Raw genomic sequence first — 17877 nt, 5'->3', positions numbered from 1 at the left:
GTTGCCGACGCCGTACCTGCAGCCAGTGCGGCACATGCGGCGACGGTTCCCGTAATAGCCGCTGCACGAAGCGATTTCCTCATCTGCACTTCTGTGTTCCTCTCGCGTGGGTGTATGTCGGTCAGAGCGCGGCGCCGAGGAAGCCGCCGATTGCGGCGCCTGCTGCACCGCCGCCGACGCCGCCGACAACGGCCGCCGGAATACCTGCGACAGCAGCACCCGCGGCAGCGCCGACACCCGCGCCGATCAGGGCGCCGCCGAGGGCGCCGCCGGCCACGTCGATCGGGGCGAGCCACGGTGCTACGGCGATTCCGCCGATGGAGCCGACTCCTGCGCCGACCAGCGCGCCGATACCCGCGCCCGCGACACCGCCGACCACGGCGCCCCCGACGGCGACCGGAACACCGAGCCCGACGGCGCCGATTCCGGCGCCGATGGCCGCACCGCCCAAGGTTCCGGCGGCGATCTTGTCCGAGCGGCTGGGGTTGATGCCCACAGAGTTCAGCCCGGTCGCGAATCCGGCCTCGACATTCGCGGCAACGCCGTTGACGCCGTCGAGGACATCGTTCGGGACCTGGTCCGGTGCGGGCGTAGTGAAGTCACCGATACGGAGGGTCCGCGGCGGGGGAGCGATCGGGAGGACCGGGGTGACCGGGGTGGGGGCGTGCAGGTCCTGGAAGTTCACTGCGGGAGCTGCGTCGGAGCCCGGGGCCGGGATGGGGCGGAAGTTGGCGGGGACCGGGTAGTCGGGCTGGGTCACCGGGGGGCGGTTCGGGGTGGTGACGCCGGGCTGGACCGGGCCGGGGCGGGGGCCGTTGTCTGTTGCGGGGGCCACTACGCCGGGCTGGGAGGAGCGGGGGGCACCGGGGGCGATGAGGTTGTCGGTGCTCGGGAGGCCGGGTTGGGCGGCTGCGCCGGGCCGGCCTGCGGACGGCTGGGAGCCGTTGCCGGGGATGGTGGTCGCGCCGGGGGCTGTGGTGCCGGGAGCTTGCGCGCCGGGGGTCGGCTGGGAGGTCGGGCTTGCCGAGGGGGTGGTGGCGGACTGGGGGTCCGTGGAGGTGGAGCAGGCCACTGCGAGGGCCAGTGGGATGGCGCCTACGACGATGGCGCGGCGGGCCGCGCTGGAATTCAGTTGTCGATGCCGACGGGTCACGTCGATACACCACCCTCATCAGATTGGAACTGTCCCCCACGGCCGGGTGTGGCCGTTCGGTGTGGGCCGGAACGGCCGCTCGGCGGGGATGTTAACTGATGGGATGCTGTGAGTTCCAGGACTGGGCTGGTGAATCATTCACTGGACGTTGGGGAGTGAGACGAATAACACAGCGCATCGGTAGATGCTGATCAGTGGGGTTCGGCTGGTCAGTTCTCGGATTTGCGGGTCAGTTCTCTGGTTTGCCGGAAGATGACCCACTGCGCATCAATTCGGCGAGGGCCTCGCGATCGGTGACGTCGAGTTTGATGCAGGCGCGGTAGAGGTGGCCCTCGACGGTGCGGACCGAGACCGTCAACCGGTCGGCTATCTGGCGGTTGGAGAGGCCGGCGACCACCAAGTTGGCGATCTCGCGTTCGCGGGAGGTCAGGGGGAGGGGCTGAGCGGATTCGCGGAGGGCGGGGGTGCTGGCTCCGCCGCAGGCCGCCGCCAAACGGTTTGCGGTGGCGGCGGATTCGAGCAGGCGGCGGCGGTCGCCCGCGCGTTCGTGGGCGGAGGCGGCTTGGGCGGCGGCGTCGGCGGCGGAGAGCAGGACGCCGATGGCCTCGAATTCGGCTGCGGCGGCGTCCAATCCGGGTCCGTCGTGTGCCGTCACCGCGACCGCGTGCCGGGCCTGGGCTTGGACGAGCCGCCCGTCCACCCGGGCGGCGAGGTCGGCGAGCCGGCCCGCGACGCTGTGGTCGCCGAAGCGGGCCGCGGTGTGCAGTGCCATGGCTTCGATGGCGTGCTGGTGGGAGCGTGCGGCAGCGTCGGCCGCGCCCAGGGCGAGCCGGATGGCCGGTGTGGCAGTGCCTTCCGCGGCGGCCTGCCAGGATTTGGCGATCTCCAGCATGGGTTCGTAGACGGCACTGTGCCGGCCGCCGCGTTCGATGGCGGCGGCAATGGATTCGGCGGCGTCGCCCGCACGCCCGAGCGCCGAATACGCTTCGGCCAGGCGGAGTCTCGCGGGGAACATCCAGGCCGCCGCGCCCTCGGTGGTGAGGGCGGCGAGCGCCTGTTCCAGATTGTCGATGCCCTGCGGGAAATGCCCTTCCGCCACGTCGACGGTCCCTTGCAGGATCTTGCTCATGCCCCAAGCCAGGTACTGCCCGGGTGACGAGTACGCGTAAGGGCTGCTGGCGCAACGCCGTGCGGCCGTGAGGTCGCCGGTGAAGGTGAGCGCGAGTACTTCCGCGTGCGTGGACATGAACTGGTTGAGCCCGTCGATATGCGATTCGACCGCGTGCCCGCGGTCCGCGTACTGCCGGGCCGCGTCCCCGCGTCCCATGAGCGCGAGGGCGAGTCCGCCGCCGAAGGCCGCCCACCACACCGCCCACGGTGGCGCGCCGTCGGCCGCCATGACGGGTTCGGCGAGCGCGAAGGCCTCGTCGAGCTTGTTCTCGTTGACGGCGCAGGCGGAGGCCAGCCCGTCGAGGGTGGCGATCACCTTCGGATGCTGTACCCGGCTGCGCACCGACTCCAGTACTTCGTCGGCGCGATCGGCATCGCCCATGGACCACAACAGATTCGACACTCGCGTGCTGCCCCAGCGAGCCAGCTGCACCTCGTTCAACTGGTCCGGATCGAACCCGGCGAGGGTGCGTTCGGCCTCGATGCGATGCCCTTGCCACAGCAGTGCCCGCGCGAGCAGATCCGCCGCCTCGACCCCGCCCCGGCGTTCCACGGCCGCACGCGCGAAGCGTTCTCCCAGTGGCAGATTCGCCAGCCCGATGGCATCGCTCGCCGCCGCCTCGAACAGTTCCAGATCGGCGGATCGGTCACTGTCCAAAGCCAATTCGGCCAGCCGGATCCGATCGGACGCGGAGTGCACGGGCCGTTCCTTCAATGCCGAATACAACCGCCCGCGCAGTCGTCGCGCCGACGCGATGCCCAGCCGCCGCCGGATCACCTCCCCGAACAGGGGATGGTTGTATCGCACCAGCAGCTGATGGCTGTGCTCGACAATCCGGATGAGCCCGCGTGATTCGGCCGCTTCGACCGCCTCCTCGCCCGCGATCTCGGACAGCACGTCCAGGTCGATGGGTTCGCAGAAGGTGAGCAGTTCCAGTACCCGCAGTACGGGTTCGGGCATCTGCTCGACCCGATCCTCCAGCAGCGCAGCCAGTTCCGAGGTGACGGCCGCGCGCCCGCGCAACTGCCACACCCCGTTGACCTGCCGCAGCGTGCCCGCTTCCAGCGCGCCTTCGACGAGATGCCGGAGGAAAAGCGCGTTCCCGCCGGAGGATTCCCACATGAGGTTGGCGGTGAAGCCTTCCAGCTGCCCGCCGAGCATGGATTCCACCAGTTCGACGCTCTGCCGCTGGGTGAACGGGGACAGGTCGAGCCGGAGTAGATGCCCGTCCTTCCACAGCGAGGTGACCGCGTCGGGTACGGGGACGCCGCTGCGCACGGTGCACACGATGTGCGCGGCCTTGTCGATGGCGAGTTGCAGCAGCAGGGTGGCGGAGAGCTGGTCGAGCAGGTGCGCGTCGTCGACGCCGATGATGGTGTGCCCGTCGGCGAGCAGTGCTTCGCGGGCGGCGGCCATGAAGGTGACCGGGTCGTGTGCGGTGTACACGCCGACCATGTGCGCGAACACGCCGAGTGGGATGGAGCGGGCGGATTCGGTGCCCGCGACCCATCGGATGTGGCCGCCGACCGAGGCGGTGGCCTGCCGGGCCAGTGTGGTCTTCCCGACCCCCGCGTCGCCGGTGAGGACTGCTCCGACGACGGCGCCGCCGGTCAGCGCCGACCTGATCGTTTCGAGTTCGTGCTCACGCTCGACGATCGGCCAATTCCGAACCATGGGAACAACTGTAGAGCCCTCGCGGGTCGTGAGCGGTGGGAACGAAACGCTCCGGACCGCGGGCGATCATGGGTTGACCGCCCGCAACTTTTATTCGTTGACCAGCCGCAATCCGGGTGCGCGGACCGCTTGGCGGTCGATCAGCCACACCATGACGGTCTGGTCGGCGGCCGGATCCAGGGTCTCGACCTCGATCTCCACCTCGCCGCGCTGCGGGTGCGCGATGCGTAGTTTCAGCGACCGGTAGTCGGTGACCCGGTGTTCGCGCCAGCGCCGATCGAATTCCGGGTACGGCTGCAGCGCGGTGATGACCTGGGTCAGCGACGCGTCGTCGGGGAACCGGGTGATGGCGGCGCGCAGCGCGGAGGTCACCATGTCGGCGGCGCCCGCCCAGTCGAGGAACCATTTCCGGGCGTTCGGATGCGCGAACATGTAGATCGCGAAGTTGCCGTGGGCTTCCTCGTCGAAAAGGCCGAGGGGGGCGGCGAAGTCGTGCCAGGACGGGTTCCAGGCGAGCAGGTTCTGCCAGCGGCCGATGACGAAGGCGGGTGTCGGGTGCAGGGCGTCGATGACGGCTTGCAGGGTGTCGGTGACCTGTTCGCGGGCCTGTCCGCTGGCCGGGCAGGTCTGTTTCTGGTCGAGGCTGAGCGCGAGGATGCCGAAGTGGTGCTTCTCGATCTCGTTGAGTTGCAGGGCGTCGGCGATGGCGGCCAGGACCGCGCTGGAGGGATTGCTGTCGCGGCCTTGTTCGAGCCGGGCGAGGTAGTCCGCGCTCACGCCGGCGAGCGCGGCGACCTCTTCGCGGCGCAGTCCGGGGGTGCGGCGTCGCCGTCCGGCGGGAAGTCCCACGTCCTCGGGCTGCAGCTGGGCCCGGCGGGCGATGAGGAACTCGGCGAATTCGGATCTTGACACCTCTCCATAGTGCCTGGTCCTAGTTTTCTTATCCGCGCCCTCCCAGTCCCCGGATAAAGAAGGTGTGGCTAAGCGGACCGGAGTCCACTTAGTCTTCATGGCATGACGACTTCCGAGCAGACCACCCTCGCCCCCGGCGCCTGGACCCTCGACGCTGCCCACTCCTCGGTGAACTTCACCGTCAAGCACCTGGGCATCTCCAAGGTCCGCGGCCGCTTCAACCGCTTCGAGACCGGCTTCGTGGTCAACGAGGCCGGCGAGGCGGCCATCGAGGCCACCATCTACTTCGACTCCTTCGACACCGGCAACGAGGCGCGCGACGGCCACGTCCGCAGCGCCGACATCCTCGATGTCGCCAACCGCCCGCACCTGACCTTCCGCGTCCCGGAGCCGATCGCGCTGGCCGAGGAGTTCGAGGTCACCGGCGAGGCCACCATCGGCGGCATCACCAAGCCCGTCACCCTCGACGTCGAGTGGGGCGGTGTGCAGGTCTTCCCGCAGGACAACAAGGAGCACGCCGGCTTCAACGCCACCGGCACCATCAAGCGCAGCGAGTTCGAGGTGGCCCCCGGTCTGCCGAACGCCATGCTGAGCGACAAGATCACCATCGAACTCGACATCCAGCTCGTCGCGCCGTAATTCGACGCCGGCGCAGGACCGAGCGTCCGCAGCATCGGAAAAGTCAACGCCCCCGGCGGAATTCCACCGGGGGCGTTCGGCTGTCCGTGAAAGGTCAGTCCGCCCAGACCTGTTCGATCGGCGTGCCGGCGTTCGGCGGTGGGGTGGGGATGCCGCCCGGCGTGCGCGAGAAGCGCGGCGCCGGAGCGTGCTGGACCACACCGTCGATCTCGAGGAGGCCGGTGCGGGCCTGGATGTGCGGGTTCTGTTCCGCCTCGGTGAAGGTCAGCACGGGCGTGGTGCAGGCGTCGGTGTTCTCGAAGACGGCCCACCACTCGTCGCGGGTCTTGGTCTTGAACTTGTCCGCGAACAGCTTGCGCAGCTGGTCCTGGCCCGCGGGATCGATCTGGTGCGGCAGCCCCTCGGGTGAAATCTCCAGGCCGCGCAGGAATTCCGCGTAGAACTGCGGTTCGATGCAGCCCACGGCCATGTACTTGCCGTCGGCGGTCTCGTAGGTGTCGTAGAAGGCCATGCCGGTGTCGAGCAGGTTGGTGCCGCGTTCATCGGACCACAGGCCCATGCCCTTCATGCCCCAGATCATGTGCGAGAGGGCAAGCGCGCCATCGATCATGGCGGCATCGATGACCTGGCCCTTACCGGACGTCTGCCGTTCCACCAGGGCGGCGAGCACGCCGAAGACCAGGAACATGGACCCGCCACCGAAGTCGCCCACCATGTTCAGCGGCGGCACCGGTCGTTCGCCCTTGCGGCCGATGGCATTCAGCACACCGGTCAGCGAGATGTAGTTGATGTCGTGCCCGGCGCGATCGGACAGCGGGCCGTACTGGCCCCACCCGGTCATCCGCCCGTAGACGAGCCGCGGATTCCGTTCCAGCGCGGCGTCGGGACCCAGCCCCATACGCTCGGTGACGCCCGGCCGGAACCCTTCCAGCAGCACATCGGCCTTCTCGACCAGTCCCAGGACCTTCTCGATGTCCGCCGGATCCTTCAGGTTGGCCTCGACGATGGTGCGTCCCCGCCACTGCGGCCGTTCCATGAACCCGGGGAACTGTCCCGGCCGCTGCACCCGCACCACGTCGGCGCCGAGATCGGCGAGCAGTAGCGCCGCGTGCGGCCCGGGCCCGATACCGGCCAGTTCGACAACTCGAATACCCGCGAGCGGGCCCTGCTTGGCGGTGGATGGAGTGCTCACGCCCTACCTCGGTTCATCGTCGATCCCAGTGCCCACCGGCTCACCCCCGGTGTTGACGCTATGACAATAACTCCCCGCAGCTGCCGCGGGGCAAGCCCCCGACCCCAGCCGGAGCCCGGACCGTGGCGTGAATCAGAGGGTGGTGCGCAGCTCGGCGGCGCGCTGATAGTCGGACTGCCAGTCGGGGCTTGTGGGGGCGAGGATGACGCGTTCGACTCCGGCCTCGCGGTGGGCGGCGAGTATGTCCGCGGCTGCGTGGAGGTCGGCGGGAAGCGCCGGGGCCACCACGGTCACGGTGGGGGCGGGGCGGTCGAATTCCTTTGCCAGGATGGCCAGTTCGCTCAGTTCGGCGGGCAGGGTGGCGAGGTCGGGAGCGATGGTGAGCCAGCCCGTGGCGAACTCGGCGGCGCGGCGGCGGGCGCGGGTTCCATTGCCCGCGACCAGGATCGGCGGCATGGTGGCGGCGGGGCTCAGGGTGGCTTCGACGCCGTTCACCAGGGTCGGGACGCCGGTGATCAGGCCGGGGAGGACGCGTAGCGCCTCGTCGGTGCGGGTGCCGCGGCCGGTGAAGGTGACTCCCGCTGCGCGCCAGCCGATATCGCCGTGCGCCGGATTGCCGGTGCCGACGCCCAGCAGCAGGCGGTCGCCCGACACGTACTGCAGGGAGGCGATCTGCTTGGCCGCCCACGCCACCGGGCGCAGCGCGAGCAGCATGACGTTGTAGCCGATCCGGATGCGGTCGGTGACGGCCGCCGCGGTCGCGAGGGTGACGGTGCTGTCCAGCATGGGCGCGCTGGCGATGAGATGGTCTGTGGACCAGACGGATTCGAGTTCGAGCTGTTCGGCGAGCCGGGCCGCCGCGCGCACGTCGCCGAGGATGGGCCGCTGGGGGTCGGGTGTGGAAGTCGGGAGGATTACGCCGATTTCGAGGGTCATCGCTGATCCGATCTGTGGTCTGCGCGGCGAGGTGCTCGCCGTCCGCTACAACGCTAGGAATGCGACGTGAGCGTTTCCATGGCCGCGATGCTCACATCGATGCCCGAAACGCTCAGCGGTCGATGATCGGCAGCGGCAGCGTGTCCGGCGGCGACTTGGGTAGCTGCGAGCGCGGAATGCGCAGGGTCGGGGATTGCGAGACGGGGAGTTGCAGGGTGGGACCGGGATCCTGGGACGGGCGCTGCTTGGCGGGCAGCCGGTAGAAGGCCCGCGCATTGTCCTCGAGGATCCGGTGCAGATCGTCGCCGACCGCGTCCGCGATGGTGTCGATGTCCCGGTCCAGGAAGGGCCGTCCGGCCCGGGTGCCGGGCAGGTCGGAGCCGAACATGAGGGCCTCGGGATTCACGGCGTGGATCTTGCGCAGCGCCGTGCCGACGTTCATGGATACCCGCCCGAACCCGGAGGCCTTCACCTTCGCGCCGCGGTCGACGAGGTTGAGCAGGTAGGGCAGGCAGTCGTCGCTCATGCCCATGTGGTCGATGGACAGCACCGGCAGTTTGGTGATGACCGGTTCCAGCGACCCGAGCATGGAGCCGTCGATGTACAGCTCCACATGCCAGCCCGCGAGCTCGTAGGCGCGCAGGGCGAGCATGGTGAGTCCGACGATGTCCCCGCCGGCGCGTTTGAGGTTGAACCGGAGGGCGCGCACGCCGGCCCGGTTCAGTTCGAGGATCTCCGCGTCGGCGGCGTCCTCCCGCAGCATGGTGACGCCCACCCAGCCCGCGCCGAGTTCGGTGAGGGCGGCGCGCATGAAGTCCTGGTCGAAGCCTTGGAAGGACCCGCTGACCACCGCACCACCGTCGATATCGAAGCGGGACATGCGCTTGCGATAGTCGGCGATGGTGTACGGGTCGGGCAGGTAGCCCTCGTTCTCGATCAGCGGGAACCGCGGATCGATGAGGTGGACATGGGCATCGAACACGTGATCAGCATGCCTCAGAACGGTGACAAGTGTGGATTACCTTGTCCGCCTGATGAACTCGTGCCAGGTCGGACTAGTTTCCGACTTTATCGGGTTCACTGGCGGCGAGCATCTCGTCACGTTCGACGACCTTGACCCGTTCGCGGCCCTGCGGCTCGCCCAGCGCCCGCTCGTGGGCGTCGAGGCGGTACCAGCCGGCCCAGGTGGTGAAGGGGATGCCCTTCTCCTCGAGGAAGCCGGTCACGGCGTCCAGTTCCGGCTTGGCGGCGGGGGTGAAGCCGTCGACATCGTCGAGCAGGCAGGCGATGGTCTCGTTGGCGTCGCCCTTGGTGTGGCCGATGAGGCCGACGGGTCCGCGCTTGATCCAACCGGTGACATAGGTTGCCGACAGGTAGCGATCCTTGCCGTCGGCGTCCTCGTTCACCAGCACGCGACCGGCCTCGTTGGGCACGGTGCCGGCCTGTTCGTCGAACGGCAGGGCCGGGATGTTCTGCGACAGGTAGCCGACCGCGCGGTACACGGCCTGCACGTCCCAGTCCTTGAATTCGCCGGTGCCCTTGCAGTTTCCGGTGCCGTCGAGGGCGGTGCGCTCGGTGCGCAGGCCCACGACCTTGCCGTCGGCGTCACCGACGACCTCGGCGGGGGATTCGAAGAAGTGCAGGAACAGCTTGTGCGGGCGCTCGCCGACATCGCGAATGGCCCACTGCTCCAACGTATTGCAGATCATGTCGACCTGCTTGGAGTGCCGGCGCGCGGCCTCGGAGCCCTCGTCGTAGTCGATGTCCTCGGGATCGACGATGACTTCGATGGTCGGCGAGTGATCGAGTTCGCGCAGTTCGAGGGGGGTGAACTTGGCCTGGGCGGGACCGCGGCGGCCGAACACGTGCACCTCGAGGGCCTGGTTGCCCTTGAGGCCCTCGTAGACGTTCGGCGGGATCTCCGTCGGCAGCAGTTCGTCGCCGGTCTTGGCGAGCACGCGGGCCACGTCCAGGGCGACATTGCCGACGCCGAGCACGGCGACCTTCTTCGCGTCCAGGGGCCATTCGCGCGGCACGTCGGGATGTCCGTCGTACCAGGACACGAAGTCCGCGGCGCCGTAGGAGCCGTCGAGTTCGATGCCCTTGATCTCCAGGGCCCGGTCGGCGTTGGCGCCGGTGGAGAAGATGACCGCGTCGTAGAACTGCTGCAGGTCGTCCAGGGTGATGTCGACGCCGTAGTCGATATTGCCGAGCAGGCGCACCTGCGGCTTGTCGAGCACCTTGTGCAGGGCGGTGATGATGCCCTTGATGCGCGGGTGGTCGGGGGCGACGCCGTAGCGGATCAGACCGAACGGCGCGGGCATGCGCTCGTACAGGTCGATGCTCACTCCATCGAAACCGGCGGGGCTGTCGGACTTCATCAACGCGTCGGCCGCGTAGATGCCGGCCGGGCCCGCGCCCACGATCGCAATGCGTAGCGGGCGGGTCGCTGCACTCTGTTCGGTCATTCTTACGCGCACCCTTATGGTCGAAAATCTACTTGGCGGTCGGTCTCAGCCGTCGGTCTTAGCTTAGGCTAAGTTGACGCCCTGGGCCTCGGGTGGTGCCGTCCTGGAACCCCCGACGCTGCAGCGTTGCTGCGTGGTGTGGCTATTCCCGCTCGCGCGCGGGCAATTCGGTTGATTCTATCGGTGACGCCGCGGCCCACTTCCGCGTACTCCCATCCCGGCGGCCAGAGACCCGCGTCGACCAGGCATGATCTAGCCATGAGCGATGTGGAGGAGCAGCAGGTCCGGATCGACCAGACCGATAAACGCGCGATGTGGCCGTTCCTGACCGCCGCGACCCTGATTCTGCTGGTCATCCTCGGCATCCTGATCGCGGCCCTGGTGTCGCCGGCTGAGAAGAATGTCACAGATTCGGATCGATTGTCCCTCGCGGCCCGCGGCTTCATCCAATCCCGCAGCGGCACCGACACTCCCAAGGCGGGCGCGGCCTGCCCGGACTTCGACGAGAACCGTTCTCCCCTGCATGTCCCCGGTGGGACCGGCAGAACCTTCGAATTCGAGGGGCTCACCGATCCGGCCCTGGACGGCGACAAGGCGACCGCCCAGGTCACCTTCCGCACCGGTGACCGCGAGGACACCACCACCTGGCATTTCACCAAGAACGCCGGTACCTGGGTCGTCTGCAATTCCGGATAGTGAGCAGGCGTTTGACAGCCGGGCCCGAATCCGGGCAATCTTCTCCCAGGTCATGAGTACCAGCGTCAAGCCCCGGCTCGCTGGTCGGCAACCCTCCTCCGCGGTGGGGTGCTCCGGGTGACGACCTGGCCTCGCACCGAAAACGGGTGCGGCAAGTGCGGATTCACAGGAGGTTCGAAGTGAGCTACGCAGGTGACATCACGCCGGAGCAGGCGTGGGAGCTGTTGCGCGACAATCCCGACGCGGTACTGGTCGATGTCCGCACCGAAGCCGAATGGCGGTTCGTCGGGGTACCCGACACCAGCGGCATCGGGCGGCCGACCGCGCTGATCGAGTGGGTCGACACCACGGGCACGCCGAACGCGCGGTTCGGGGACCAGCTGAAGCAGGCGCTGGCCGACCGGAACGCGGACTCGGCGGCGCCGGTCATCTTCATCTGCCGTTCCGGGCAGCGGTCGATCGGTGCGGCCACGGCCGCCACCGCCGCCGGATTCACGCCTTCCTTCAATGTCGTCGAGGGTTTCGAAGGTGCGCTGGACGCGCAGGGGCATCGCGGCCGGACCGGCTGGCGGGCCGACGGGCTGCCGTGGCGGCAGTCGTGAGCGCGTCCGCCGGATACCTACCTCGCTCTGATTGGAGGCAGTCATGATCTCTGGTGGCTCGTTCGACAAGCCGCTTCCCGACGGCGTCGGTCCCGCGACGATCAGCGTGCGCGGCGGCACCCGCCGTTCGGGTTTCGAGGAGACCTCGGAGGCGTTGTTCCTCAACTCGGGCTTCGTGTTCGAGAGCGCCGAGGCGGCGGAAGCCTCCTTCACCGGTGATGTCGAGCATTTCGTCTACTCGCGCTACGGCAATCCGACGGTCGCCATGTTCGAGGAGCGGCTGCGCCTGATGGACGGCGCCGAGGCCGCGTTCGCGACGGCCAGCGGCATGTCCGCGGTGTTCACCGCGCTCGCCGCGGTGGTCGGCAACGGTGACCGCCTGGTGGCGGCGCGTAGCCTGTTCGGTTCCTGCTTCGTGGTGTGCAACGAGATCCTGCCGCGCTTCGGCGTGGAGACGGTCTTCGTGGACGGCGAGGATCTGGACCAGTGGGAGCAGGCGCTGTCGGTGCCCACCCGGGCCGTGTTCTTCGAGACCCCGTCCAATCCCATGCAGACCCTGGTGGATGTGCGTGCGGTGTCGGAACTTTCGCATGCCGCGGGCGCGAAGGTGGTGCTGGACAATGTGTTCGCCACCCCGCTGCTGCAGCGCGGCTTCGATCTGGGCGCGGATATCACCGTGTACTCGGGCACCAAGCACATCGACGGTCAGGGCCGGGTGCTCGGCGGCGCGATCCTCGGGTCGCACGAGTACATCGACGGCCCGGTGAAGAACCTCATGCGGCATACCGGCCCGGCCTTGAGCCCGTTCAATGCGTGGACGCTGCTCAAGGGCCTGGAGACGATGCCGTTGCGGGTCCGCCAGTCGGTGGATTCGGCACTGCGCATCGCCCGTTTCCTGGAGGGGCACGAGGCGGTGGCGTGGGTGAAGTACCCGTTCCTGGAGTCGCATCCGCAGTACGAGCTGGCGCAGCGGCAGATGTCGGGCGGCGGCACGGTGGTCACCTTCGAGCTGAAGGCCCCCGAGCACGAGGCCAAGAAGCGCGCCTTCGAGGTGCTGAACGGCCTGCGCATCATCGATATCTCCAACAATCTGGGTGATGCGAAGTCGCTGATCACGCATCCGGCCACCACCACGCATCGCGCGATGGGCCCGGAAGGCCGTGCGGCCGTGGGCATCACGGATGGTGTGGTGCGGTTGTCGGTGGGTCTCGAGGATGTCGAGGATCTGTTGAACGATCTGGATCACGCGCTGAGCTGATCCGCGGCAGTGGAGAACCCTGGTCGATGCGGCCGGGGTTTTCTTTTGCCCGAACCATTGACAGTATGCTGTCAAACATGACAGCATACTGTCATGATGAAAACAGTGCATTTGGCCGTATACGACACGTTTTCCGATTGGGAGCCCGGATTCGCCACTGCGCACATCAACCGTCCGCTGTGGCATCGCGAACCCGGAACCTGGCAGGTCAAGACGGTCGGGTGGACGCTCGAACCGATCACCTCGATGGGCGGGCTGCGGATCACGCCCGATATCGCACTCGACGACCTGAAGCCGGCGGACAGCGCCATGCTGATCCTGCCTGGCGCGGCGAACTGGGAGTCGGGCGAGCTGGCCGACTTCGGTGAGAAGGCGCGCGAATTCCTCGCCGCAGGCGTGCCGGTAGCCGGCATCTGCGGCTCGACCTTCGGGCTCGCGGCGGCGGGACTGCTCGACGATCGCCCGCACACCAGCAATGACATCGGCTATCTGTCCATGAGTGGCTACGCGGGCATCGACCACTTCGTGCAGGATCAGACGGCGGTCATCGACGGCGACCTGATCACGGCAACGGGTACGCGCCCGGTCGATTTCGCGCGTGCGATCTTCACCCGGCTCGATATCTACGAGCCGCACGTCCTCGACGCCTGGTACCAGCTGTACGGAAACAATGACGCCGCAGGCTTTTACACCCTGTACAACTACGAACAGGACCGCGCGGCGGCCGCCCGATGACCCGATCCGAACAGGACCTGTTCAGCACGGCGGCGATCACGTCCTTCAAGCTGAACGGCCAATTCCTCGCCATAGCCGAGGAATTGGCCAGACCCGCCGGCATCACCGCCGCCTGGTGGCAGGTGCTCGGCGCGGTGCAGCGCGAACCGCTGCCGGTGGCGGGCGTCGCGCGCGAGATGGGCATCACCCGGCAGAGCGTGCAGCGCATCGCGGATCTGCTGGTGGACAAGGGTCTTGCCGAGTACCGGCCCAATCCGGCGCATCGCCGCGCCAAGCTGGTGGCCATCACCGAGGCGGGCTACGACGCCATGCGCGGCATCACCCCGCAGCACGCGAAGATGGCGGCACGGCTCACCGCGGAACTGGGTGTCGAGCGGTTCACGCGGATAGTCGAAGCGCTGACCGATCTTTCGGCGGCCCTGGACATCTTCGAATCCGAGTGAGCTAGGGCGCGAACGGATCCTTGGTCTTGCCGACCAGCGCGGCGACCGACGGCAGGATCGTGGTCGGGCGGTAGGGGAACTGCTCGACCAGTGCCGGCGTGGAGATGCCGGTGGTTACCAGGATGGTGCGCATCCCGGCCTCGAGGCCCGCGATGACATCGGTGTCCATCCGGTCGCCGATCATGACGCTGGACTGCGAGTGCGCGCCGATGCGCCGCAGCGCGGACCGCATCATGAGCGGGTTCGGCTTGCCCACGTAGTAGGGCTTCTTGCCGGTGGCCTGGGTCATCAGCGCGGCGACCGAGCCGGTGGCGGGCAGAATGCCTTCCCGCGACGGTCCGGTGGCGTCCGGGTTGGTGGCGATGAATCGCGCGCCGCCCGCGATCAAGCGGATGGCGGTGGTGATGGCTTCGAAAGAGTACGTGCGGGTTTCGCCGAGCACCACGTAATCCGGGTCGGAATCGGTGAGGACGTAACCGATTTCGTGCAGTGCGGTGGTGAGCCCGGATTCGCCCACCACGTAGGCGGTGCCGTTGGGCCGTTGTTCCTGCAGGAAGGTCGCGGTGGCGAGCGCCGAGGTCCAGATGGCGTCGACGGGAATGTCGAGGCCGGTGTGCTGCAGCCGCGCGGAGAGGTCGCGCGCGGTATAGATGGAGTTGTTGGTGAGGACCAGGAAGGGAATCTCGTTGTCGCGCAGTTCCGCGAGGAATTTGTCGGCCCCGGGCACCATGTGGTTCTCGTGCACCAGGACGCCGTCCATATCGGTGAGGTAGGACAGAATCGGCTCTTCACTGGAGATCGTCACCAGCACATTGTCCGCTATTCGCGGGTGACCCGCCTCATAGGATCACCCGAAGGGGACTAACCTTCCGTTTCGGGAGGTTGGGCCCACAGACGAGCGCAGTCAAGCGACAGGAGTTGCGCAGGTGAAGGACCTCAAGCTCGGTTACAAGGCCTCGGCGGAGCAGTTCGGCCCCCGGGAACTGGTGGAACTGGCGGTGGCGGCCGAGGAACACGGCCTCGACAGCGCCACGGTCTCGGATCACTTCCAGCCGTGGCGGCACAACGGCGGGCACGCCCCCTTCTCCCTGGCCTTCCTGGCCGCGGTGGGGGAGCGCACGCAGCGGATCCAGCTCGGCACGTCGGTGCTGACGCCGACCTTCCGATACAACCCGGCGGTGGTGGCGCAGGCCTTCGCGACCCTGGGCTGCCTGTACCCGGATCGCATCATGCTGGGTGTGGGTTCCGGTGAGGCGCTGAACGAGATCGCCACCGGGTACACGGGTGAATGGCCGGAGTTCAAGGAACGTTTCGCACGGCTGCGCGAATCCGTGGATCTGATGCGGGCGTTGTGGACCGGTGAGCGCACCGATTTCGACGGCGAGTACTACAAGACCGTCGGCGCCTCGATCTACGACGTCCCCAAGGACGGCATCCCCGTCTACATCGCCGCGGGCGGGCCGCTGGTCGCGCGCTATGCGGGCCGGGCCGGTGACGGTTTCATCTGTACCTCCGGCAAGGGCATGGACCTGTACACGGAGAAGCTCATGCCGGCCGTGGCCGAGGGCGCGGCCAAGGTGGGCCGTACGGTCGAGGACATCGATCGCATGATCGAGATCAAGATCTCCTACGACACCGATCCGCAACTGGCACTGGAGAACACGCGTTTCTGGGCGCCGCTCTCCCTGACCGCGGAGCAGAAGCACTCCATCACCGATCCGATCGAGATGGAGGCCGCCGCCGACGCGCTGCCGATCGAGCAGATCGCCAAGCGCTGGATCGTGGCCTCCGATCCGGACGAGACCGTCGAGCTGATCAAGCCCTACCTGGACGCGGGCCTGAACCACCTGGTCTTCCACGCCCCCGGGCACGATCAGCGCCGCTTCCTGGACCTGTTCGAGCGCGATCTCGCGCCCCGGCTGCGCGCGCTGGCATAGGCCGCTCAGCAGAACGGTGCGCACCGACCGTCGGTGCGCACCGTTTTTTTGCGTGCTGCGGGTTATACGGGCACGACCTCGAGCTCGGAGAGGTCCCAGCCGCCACCGCCGGTGATCTCGAGCCGCCGGTTGTGGTGCCGATCCACCGTGCTGCGATGCGCGACGCTGACCAGCACGGTGTTCGGCGCCTCGGTGCGCACCAGGTTGTAGAGCATGTACTCCAGGCCCTCGTCGACGGCCGAGGTGGCCTCGTCGAGGAACGCGAGTTTGGGCTGCAGCAACAGGATTCGCGCGAATCCGATGCGCTGCTGTTCACCGGGTGACAGCGTCGAACCCCAGTTGTCGTCCTCGTCCAGGCGATCCACCAGGTGCGCGAGGTTCACCTTGACCAGGATCTCGCGCAGGGTCGCGTCGTTGACGGCGTCCGGCGCGGCCGGATAGGTGATGGCTTCGCGCAGGTCACCGAGCGGCAGATAGGGTCGCTGGGACAGGAACAGGGTGTCGTTGCCCAGTGGCCGCCGCACGGATCCCTCTGTGTAGGGCCACAATTCGCCGATGCTGCGCAGCAGGGTGGTCTTGCCGACACCGGAGTTGCCCTTCACGACCAGCGCGTCGCCGGGGCCCAGCCGCAGCGACAGGTCGGTGATCAGCGGCGTGCCGTCCGGCTTGCTGACATTCATGGCCTGCAGTTCGAGGCCCTCGAGCAGTTCGCCGGTGGTGATGGACGGCAGGTCCCGCGACTTCTCGTCGGCATCGTGCAGCCCGTCGAGGCGGACGAGGGTGGCACGCACATAGGTGAACGCGTCGTAGGAGTTCTGCGGCATGGACACCGCGGCCTGCAGGCTGCTGAAGGCGCTGGCCGCCTGCTGCAGATTGCCGAGCGAGGTGAGGCCCTTGAGGACCTGCGGACCCATGATGATGCCGACGAAGACCGCCGAGATCTGGTTGGTCAGCTGGTTCCAGCCGTAGAACTTGATCAGCCGGTAGATGCGCTGCCAGGTGTTCTCGATGACGGCGTCGAAGCGCTGGTCCAGGCCGCCGCGTTCCTGGCGTTCACCGTGGTAGAAGGCGACGTTCTCGGCGTTCTCGCGCAGCCGGACCAGCCCGAAACGATAGTTCGCGGTGCGCTGCTGGAACAGGAAGTTCAAGCGGATCAGCGGTTTACCGACCCAGAACGCGATGACCGTGACGAGCAGCGTGAACACGAACACCGAGAAGGTCAGCGCGCGCGGGAAGTGGTGGCCGAACAGGTCCAGCGGCAGCGACAGATCCCACAGGATCGGCGTGAAGGACACCACGGTGAGCCCGCTGCCGATCACGCCGCCGCCGCTGACCCCGTACGGGCCGACATTGCCGCCGAAGGACAGTGCGAAGATGCCGTTCACGAAGTCCTGCACGTCCTGCTGGATACGCTGATCGGCATTGTCGATGGTGTTGTCGATGAACCGGTTCCGGTAGTAGGCCTTGCCGTCCATCCAGTCGTTCAGGTAGCGGGTGTTCAGCCACCGCCACCAATGGATCTGGAAGGCGTTGTTCAGCCAGTAGGTGACCAGGTACATGATCACGGAGATGGTGGCGAGGATGGCGAAGACGGCCATGCTCTGCCAGAAGAGCGTCTCGGCATGATCCTGCGCGGCGGTGTCGTGCTCGGCCAGCGCCTGCACGCCCAGCTGCAGCGAGGAATACATGTCGTTGTAGTAGTAGGTGAAGAGCACGCTCATGCGCACCGAATACACCGCGAGCAGCATGACGATCGCGAACAGTCCCCAGCCGGGCCAGCTTTGGCGGCCTTTGAAGTACCCGCCCGTGATCCGCCAGAACATGCGGCCCCAGCCGGTGAACTTGATGAGGGCAGCCGCGACCACCAGGAAGATGGCTGATGTGATCACGAAGCCTTTCGCGATCCACCAAAGGCTGTGGAAGAGCTCGTGACCCCAATCGAGTCCGGAAGCGCCGATCATGCGCGGCAGCGTATCGGCTATAGCTGGGAATCTCGTGTCAACCGGTTTTCCCGCGCGGAGGAGAGTCGCCGAGGGTGGGACTTTTGTCCTGTCGGTACGC

Annotated in this window: 16 protein-coding genes and 1 riboswitch; of the genes, 7 read left to right on the top strand and 9 right to left on the bottom strand. The window is 67.6% G+C overall.

Translation table 11 applies throughout. The features are described 5' to 3' along the window. Positions 1–121: 121 nt before the first annotated feature. The 3 genes from ACH438_RS20200 to ACH438_RS20190 all read right to left on the bottom strand — a co-directional run bounded on the left by ACH438_RS20200 (position 122) and on the right by ACH438_RS20190 (position 4910). The gene (locus ACH438_RS20200) at positions 122–1153 is read right to left on the bottom strand and encodes a hypothetical protein (protein WP_397007336.1); all 1032 of its coding nucleotides are present in this window, start codon (positions 1151–1153) and stop codon (positions 122–124) included. Positions 1154–1382: 229 nt separating this feature from the next. Next, positions 1383–3998 (bottom strand): LuxR C-terminal-related transcriptional regulator, encoded by a 2616-nt coding sequence (locus ACH438_RS20195; protein WP_397007334.1) that lies wholly within the window; start codon positions 3996–3998, stop codon positions 1383–1385. Between the two features lie 90 nt (positions 3999–4088). Beyond that, a complete protein-coding gene (locus ACH438_RS20190) occupies positions 4089–4910 on the bottom strand; it encodes a helix-turn-helix domain-containing protein (RefSeq protein WP_397007332.1) in 822 nt (273 codons plus the stop codon). 102 nt (positions 4911–5012) lie between these two features. Here ACH438_RS20190 and ACH438_RS20185 point away from each other — a divergent pair, with 102 nt between their 5' ends. Further along, positions 5013–5549 (top strand): YceI family protein, encoded by a 537-nt coding sequence (locus ACH438_RS20185; protein WP_397007330.1) that lies wholly within the window; start codon positions 5013–5015, stop codon positions 5547–5549. Between the two features lie 94 nt (positions 5550–5643). On the opposite strand, the gene ACH438_RS20180 is transcribed toward ACH438_RS20185, so the two are convergent. From ACH438_RS20180 to ACH438_RS20165, 4 genes are all read right to left on the bottom strand, one after another. Next, positions 5644–6741, bottom strand: coding sequence for a CaiB/BaiF CoA transferase family protein (locus ACH438_RS20180; RefSeq protein WP_397007328.1), 1098 nt, complete (start codon positions 6739–6741; stop codon positions 5644–5646). 132 nt (positions 6742–6873) lie between these two features. Beyond that, positions 6874–7677, bottom strand: a complete 804-nt coding sequence (locus tag ACH438_RS20175; protein ID WP_397007326.1) for an LLM class flavin-dependent oxidoreductase — start codon at positions 7675–7677, stop codon at positions 6874–6876. Between the two features lie 112 nt (positions 7678–7789). Beyond that, positions 7790–8659 carry an amidohydrolase family protein gene (locus ACH438_RS20170; protein ID WP_397007324.1) on the bottom strand — a complete coding sequence of 290 codons (870 nt, stop codon included), beginning with the start codon at positions 8657–8659 and terminating at the stop codon, positions 7790–7792. 73 nt (positions 8660–8732) lie between these two features. Continuing rightward, positions 8733–10145: an FAD-dependent oxidoreductase gene (locus tag ACH438_RS20165; protein WP_397007322.1), complete on the bottom strand. Its 1413-nt coding sequence runs from the start codon at positions 10143–10145 to the stop codon at positions 8733–8735. A 258-nt stretch (positions 10146–10403) separates the two neighbouring features. Here ACH438_RS20165 and ACH438_RS20160 point away from each other — a divergent pair, with 258 nt between their 5' ends. The 5 genes from ACH438_RS20160 (at position 10404) to ACH438_RS20140 (ending at position 13879) form a co-directional block, all read left to right on the top strand. Then, a complete protein-coding gene (locus tag ACH438_RS20160; protein ID WP_397007320.1) occupies positions 10404–10841 on the top strand; it encodes a hypothetical protein in 438 nt (145 codons plus the stop codon). A 48-nt stretch (positions 10842–10889) separates the two neighbouring features. After that, positions 10890–11005: riboswitch (SAM riboswitch) on the top strand. A 15-nt stretch (positions 11006–11020) separates the two neighbouring features. Continuing rightward, complete coding sequence (locus tag ACH438_RS20155; protein WP_397007318.1) at positions 11021–11443, top strand: rhodanese-like domain-containing protein; 423 nt, start codon at positions 11021–11023, stop codon at positions 11441–11443. Positions 11444–11486: 43 nt separating this feature from the next. Then, positions 11487–12701, top strand: a complete 1215-nt coding sequence (locus tag ACH438_RS20150; RefSeq protein WP_397007316.1) for an O-succinylhomoserine sulfhydrylase — start codon at positions 11487–11489, stop codon at positions 12699–12701. Positions 12702–12797: 96 nt separating this feature from the next. Continuing rightward, complete coding sequence (locus ACH438_RS20145; RefSeq protein WP_397008184.1) at positions 12798–13436, top strand: type 1 glutamine amidotransferase family protein; 639 nt, start codon at positions 12798–12800, stop codon at positions 13434–13436. Continuing rightward, positions 13433–13879 carry a MarR family winged helix-turn-helix transcriptional regulator gene (locus ACH438_RS20140; protein WP_397007314.1) on the top strand — a complete coding sequence of 149 codons (447 nt, stop codon included), beginning with the start codon at positions 13433–13435 and terminating at the stop codon, positions 13877–13879. The genes ACH438_RS20145 and ACH438_RS20140 overlap by 4 nt, the downstream gene beginning before the upstream one ends. Position 13880: 1 nt before the next feature. Here ACH438_RS20140 and ACH438_RS20135 read toward each other — a convergent pair whose 3' ends face one another. Next, a complete protein-coding gene (locus ACH438_RS20135; protein WP_397008182.1) occupies positions 13881–14639 on the bottom strand; it encodes an HAD-IIA family hydrolase in 759 nt (252 codons plus the stop codon). Positions 14640–14805: 166 nt separating this feature from the next. Between ACH438_RS20135 and fgd the strand changes: the two genes are divergently transcribed. Further along, positions 14806–15816: a glucose-6-phosphate dehydrogenase (coenzyme-F420) gene (gene fgd, locus ACH438_RS20130; protein ID WP_397007312.1), complete on the top strand. Its 1011-nt coding sequence runs from the start codon at positions 14806–14808 to the stop codon at positions 15814–15816. Positions 15817–15878: 62 nt separating this feature from the next. On the opposite strand, the gene ACH438_RS20125 is transcribed toward fgd, so the two are convergent. Beyond that, positions 15879–17777 (bottom strand): ABC transporter ATP-binding protein/permease, encoded by a 1899-nt coding sequence (locus ACH438_RS20125; protein WP_397007310.1) that lies wholly within the window; start codon positions 17775–17777, stop codon positions 15879–15881. Positions 17778–17877: the final 100 nt, after the last annotated feature.

It is taken from the genome of Nocardia sp. NPDC020380, from assembly GCF_044386975.1.
Lineage (GTDB): Bacteria > Actinomycetota > Actinomycetes > Mycobacteriales > Mycobacteriaceae > Nocardia.
This window is presented reverse-complemented; position numbering and strand designations above follow the sequence as displayed.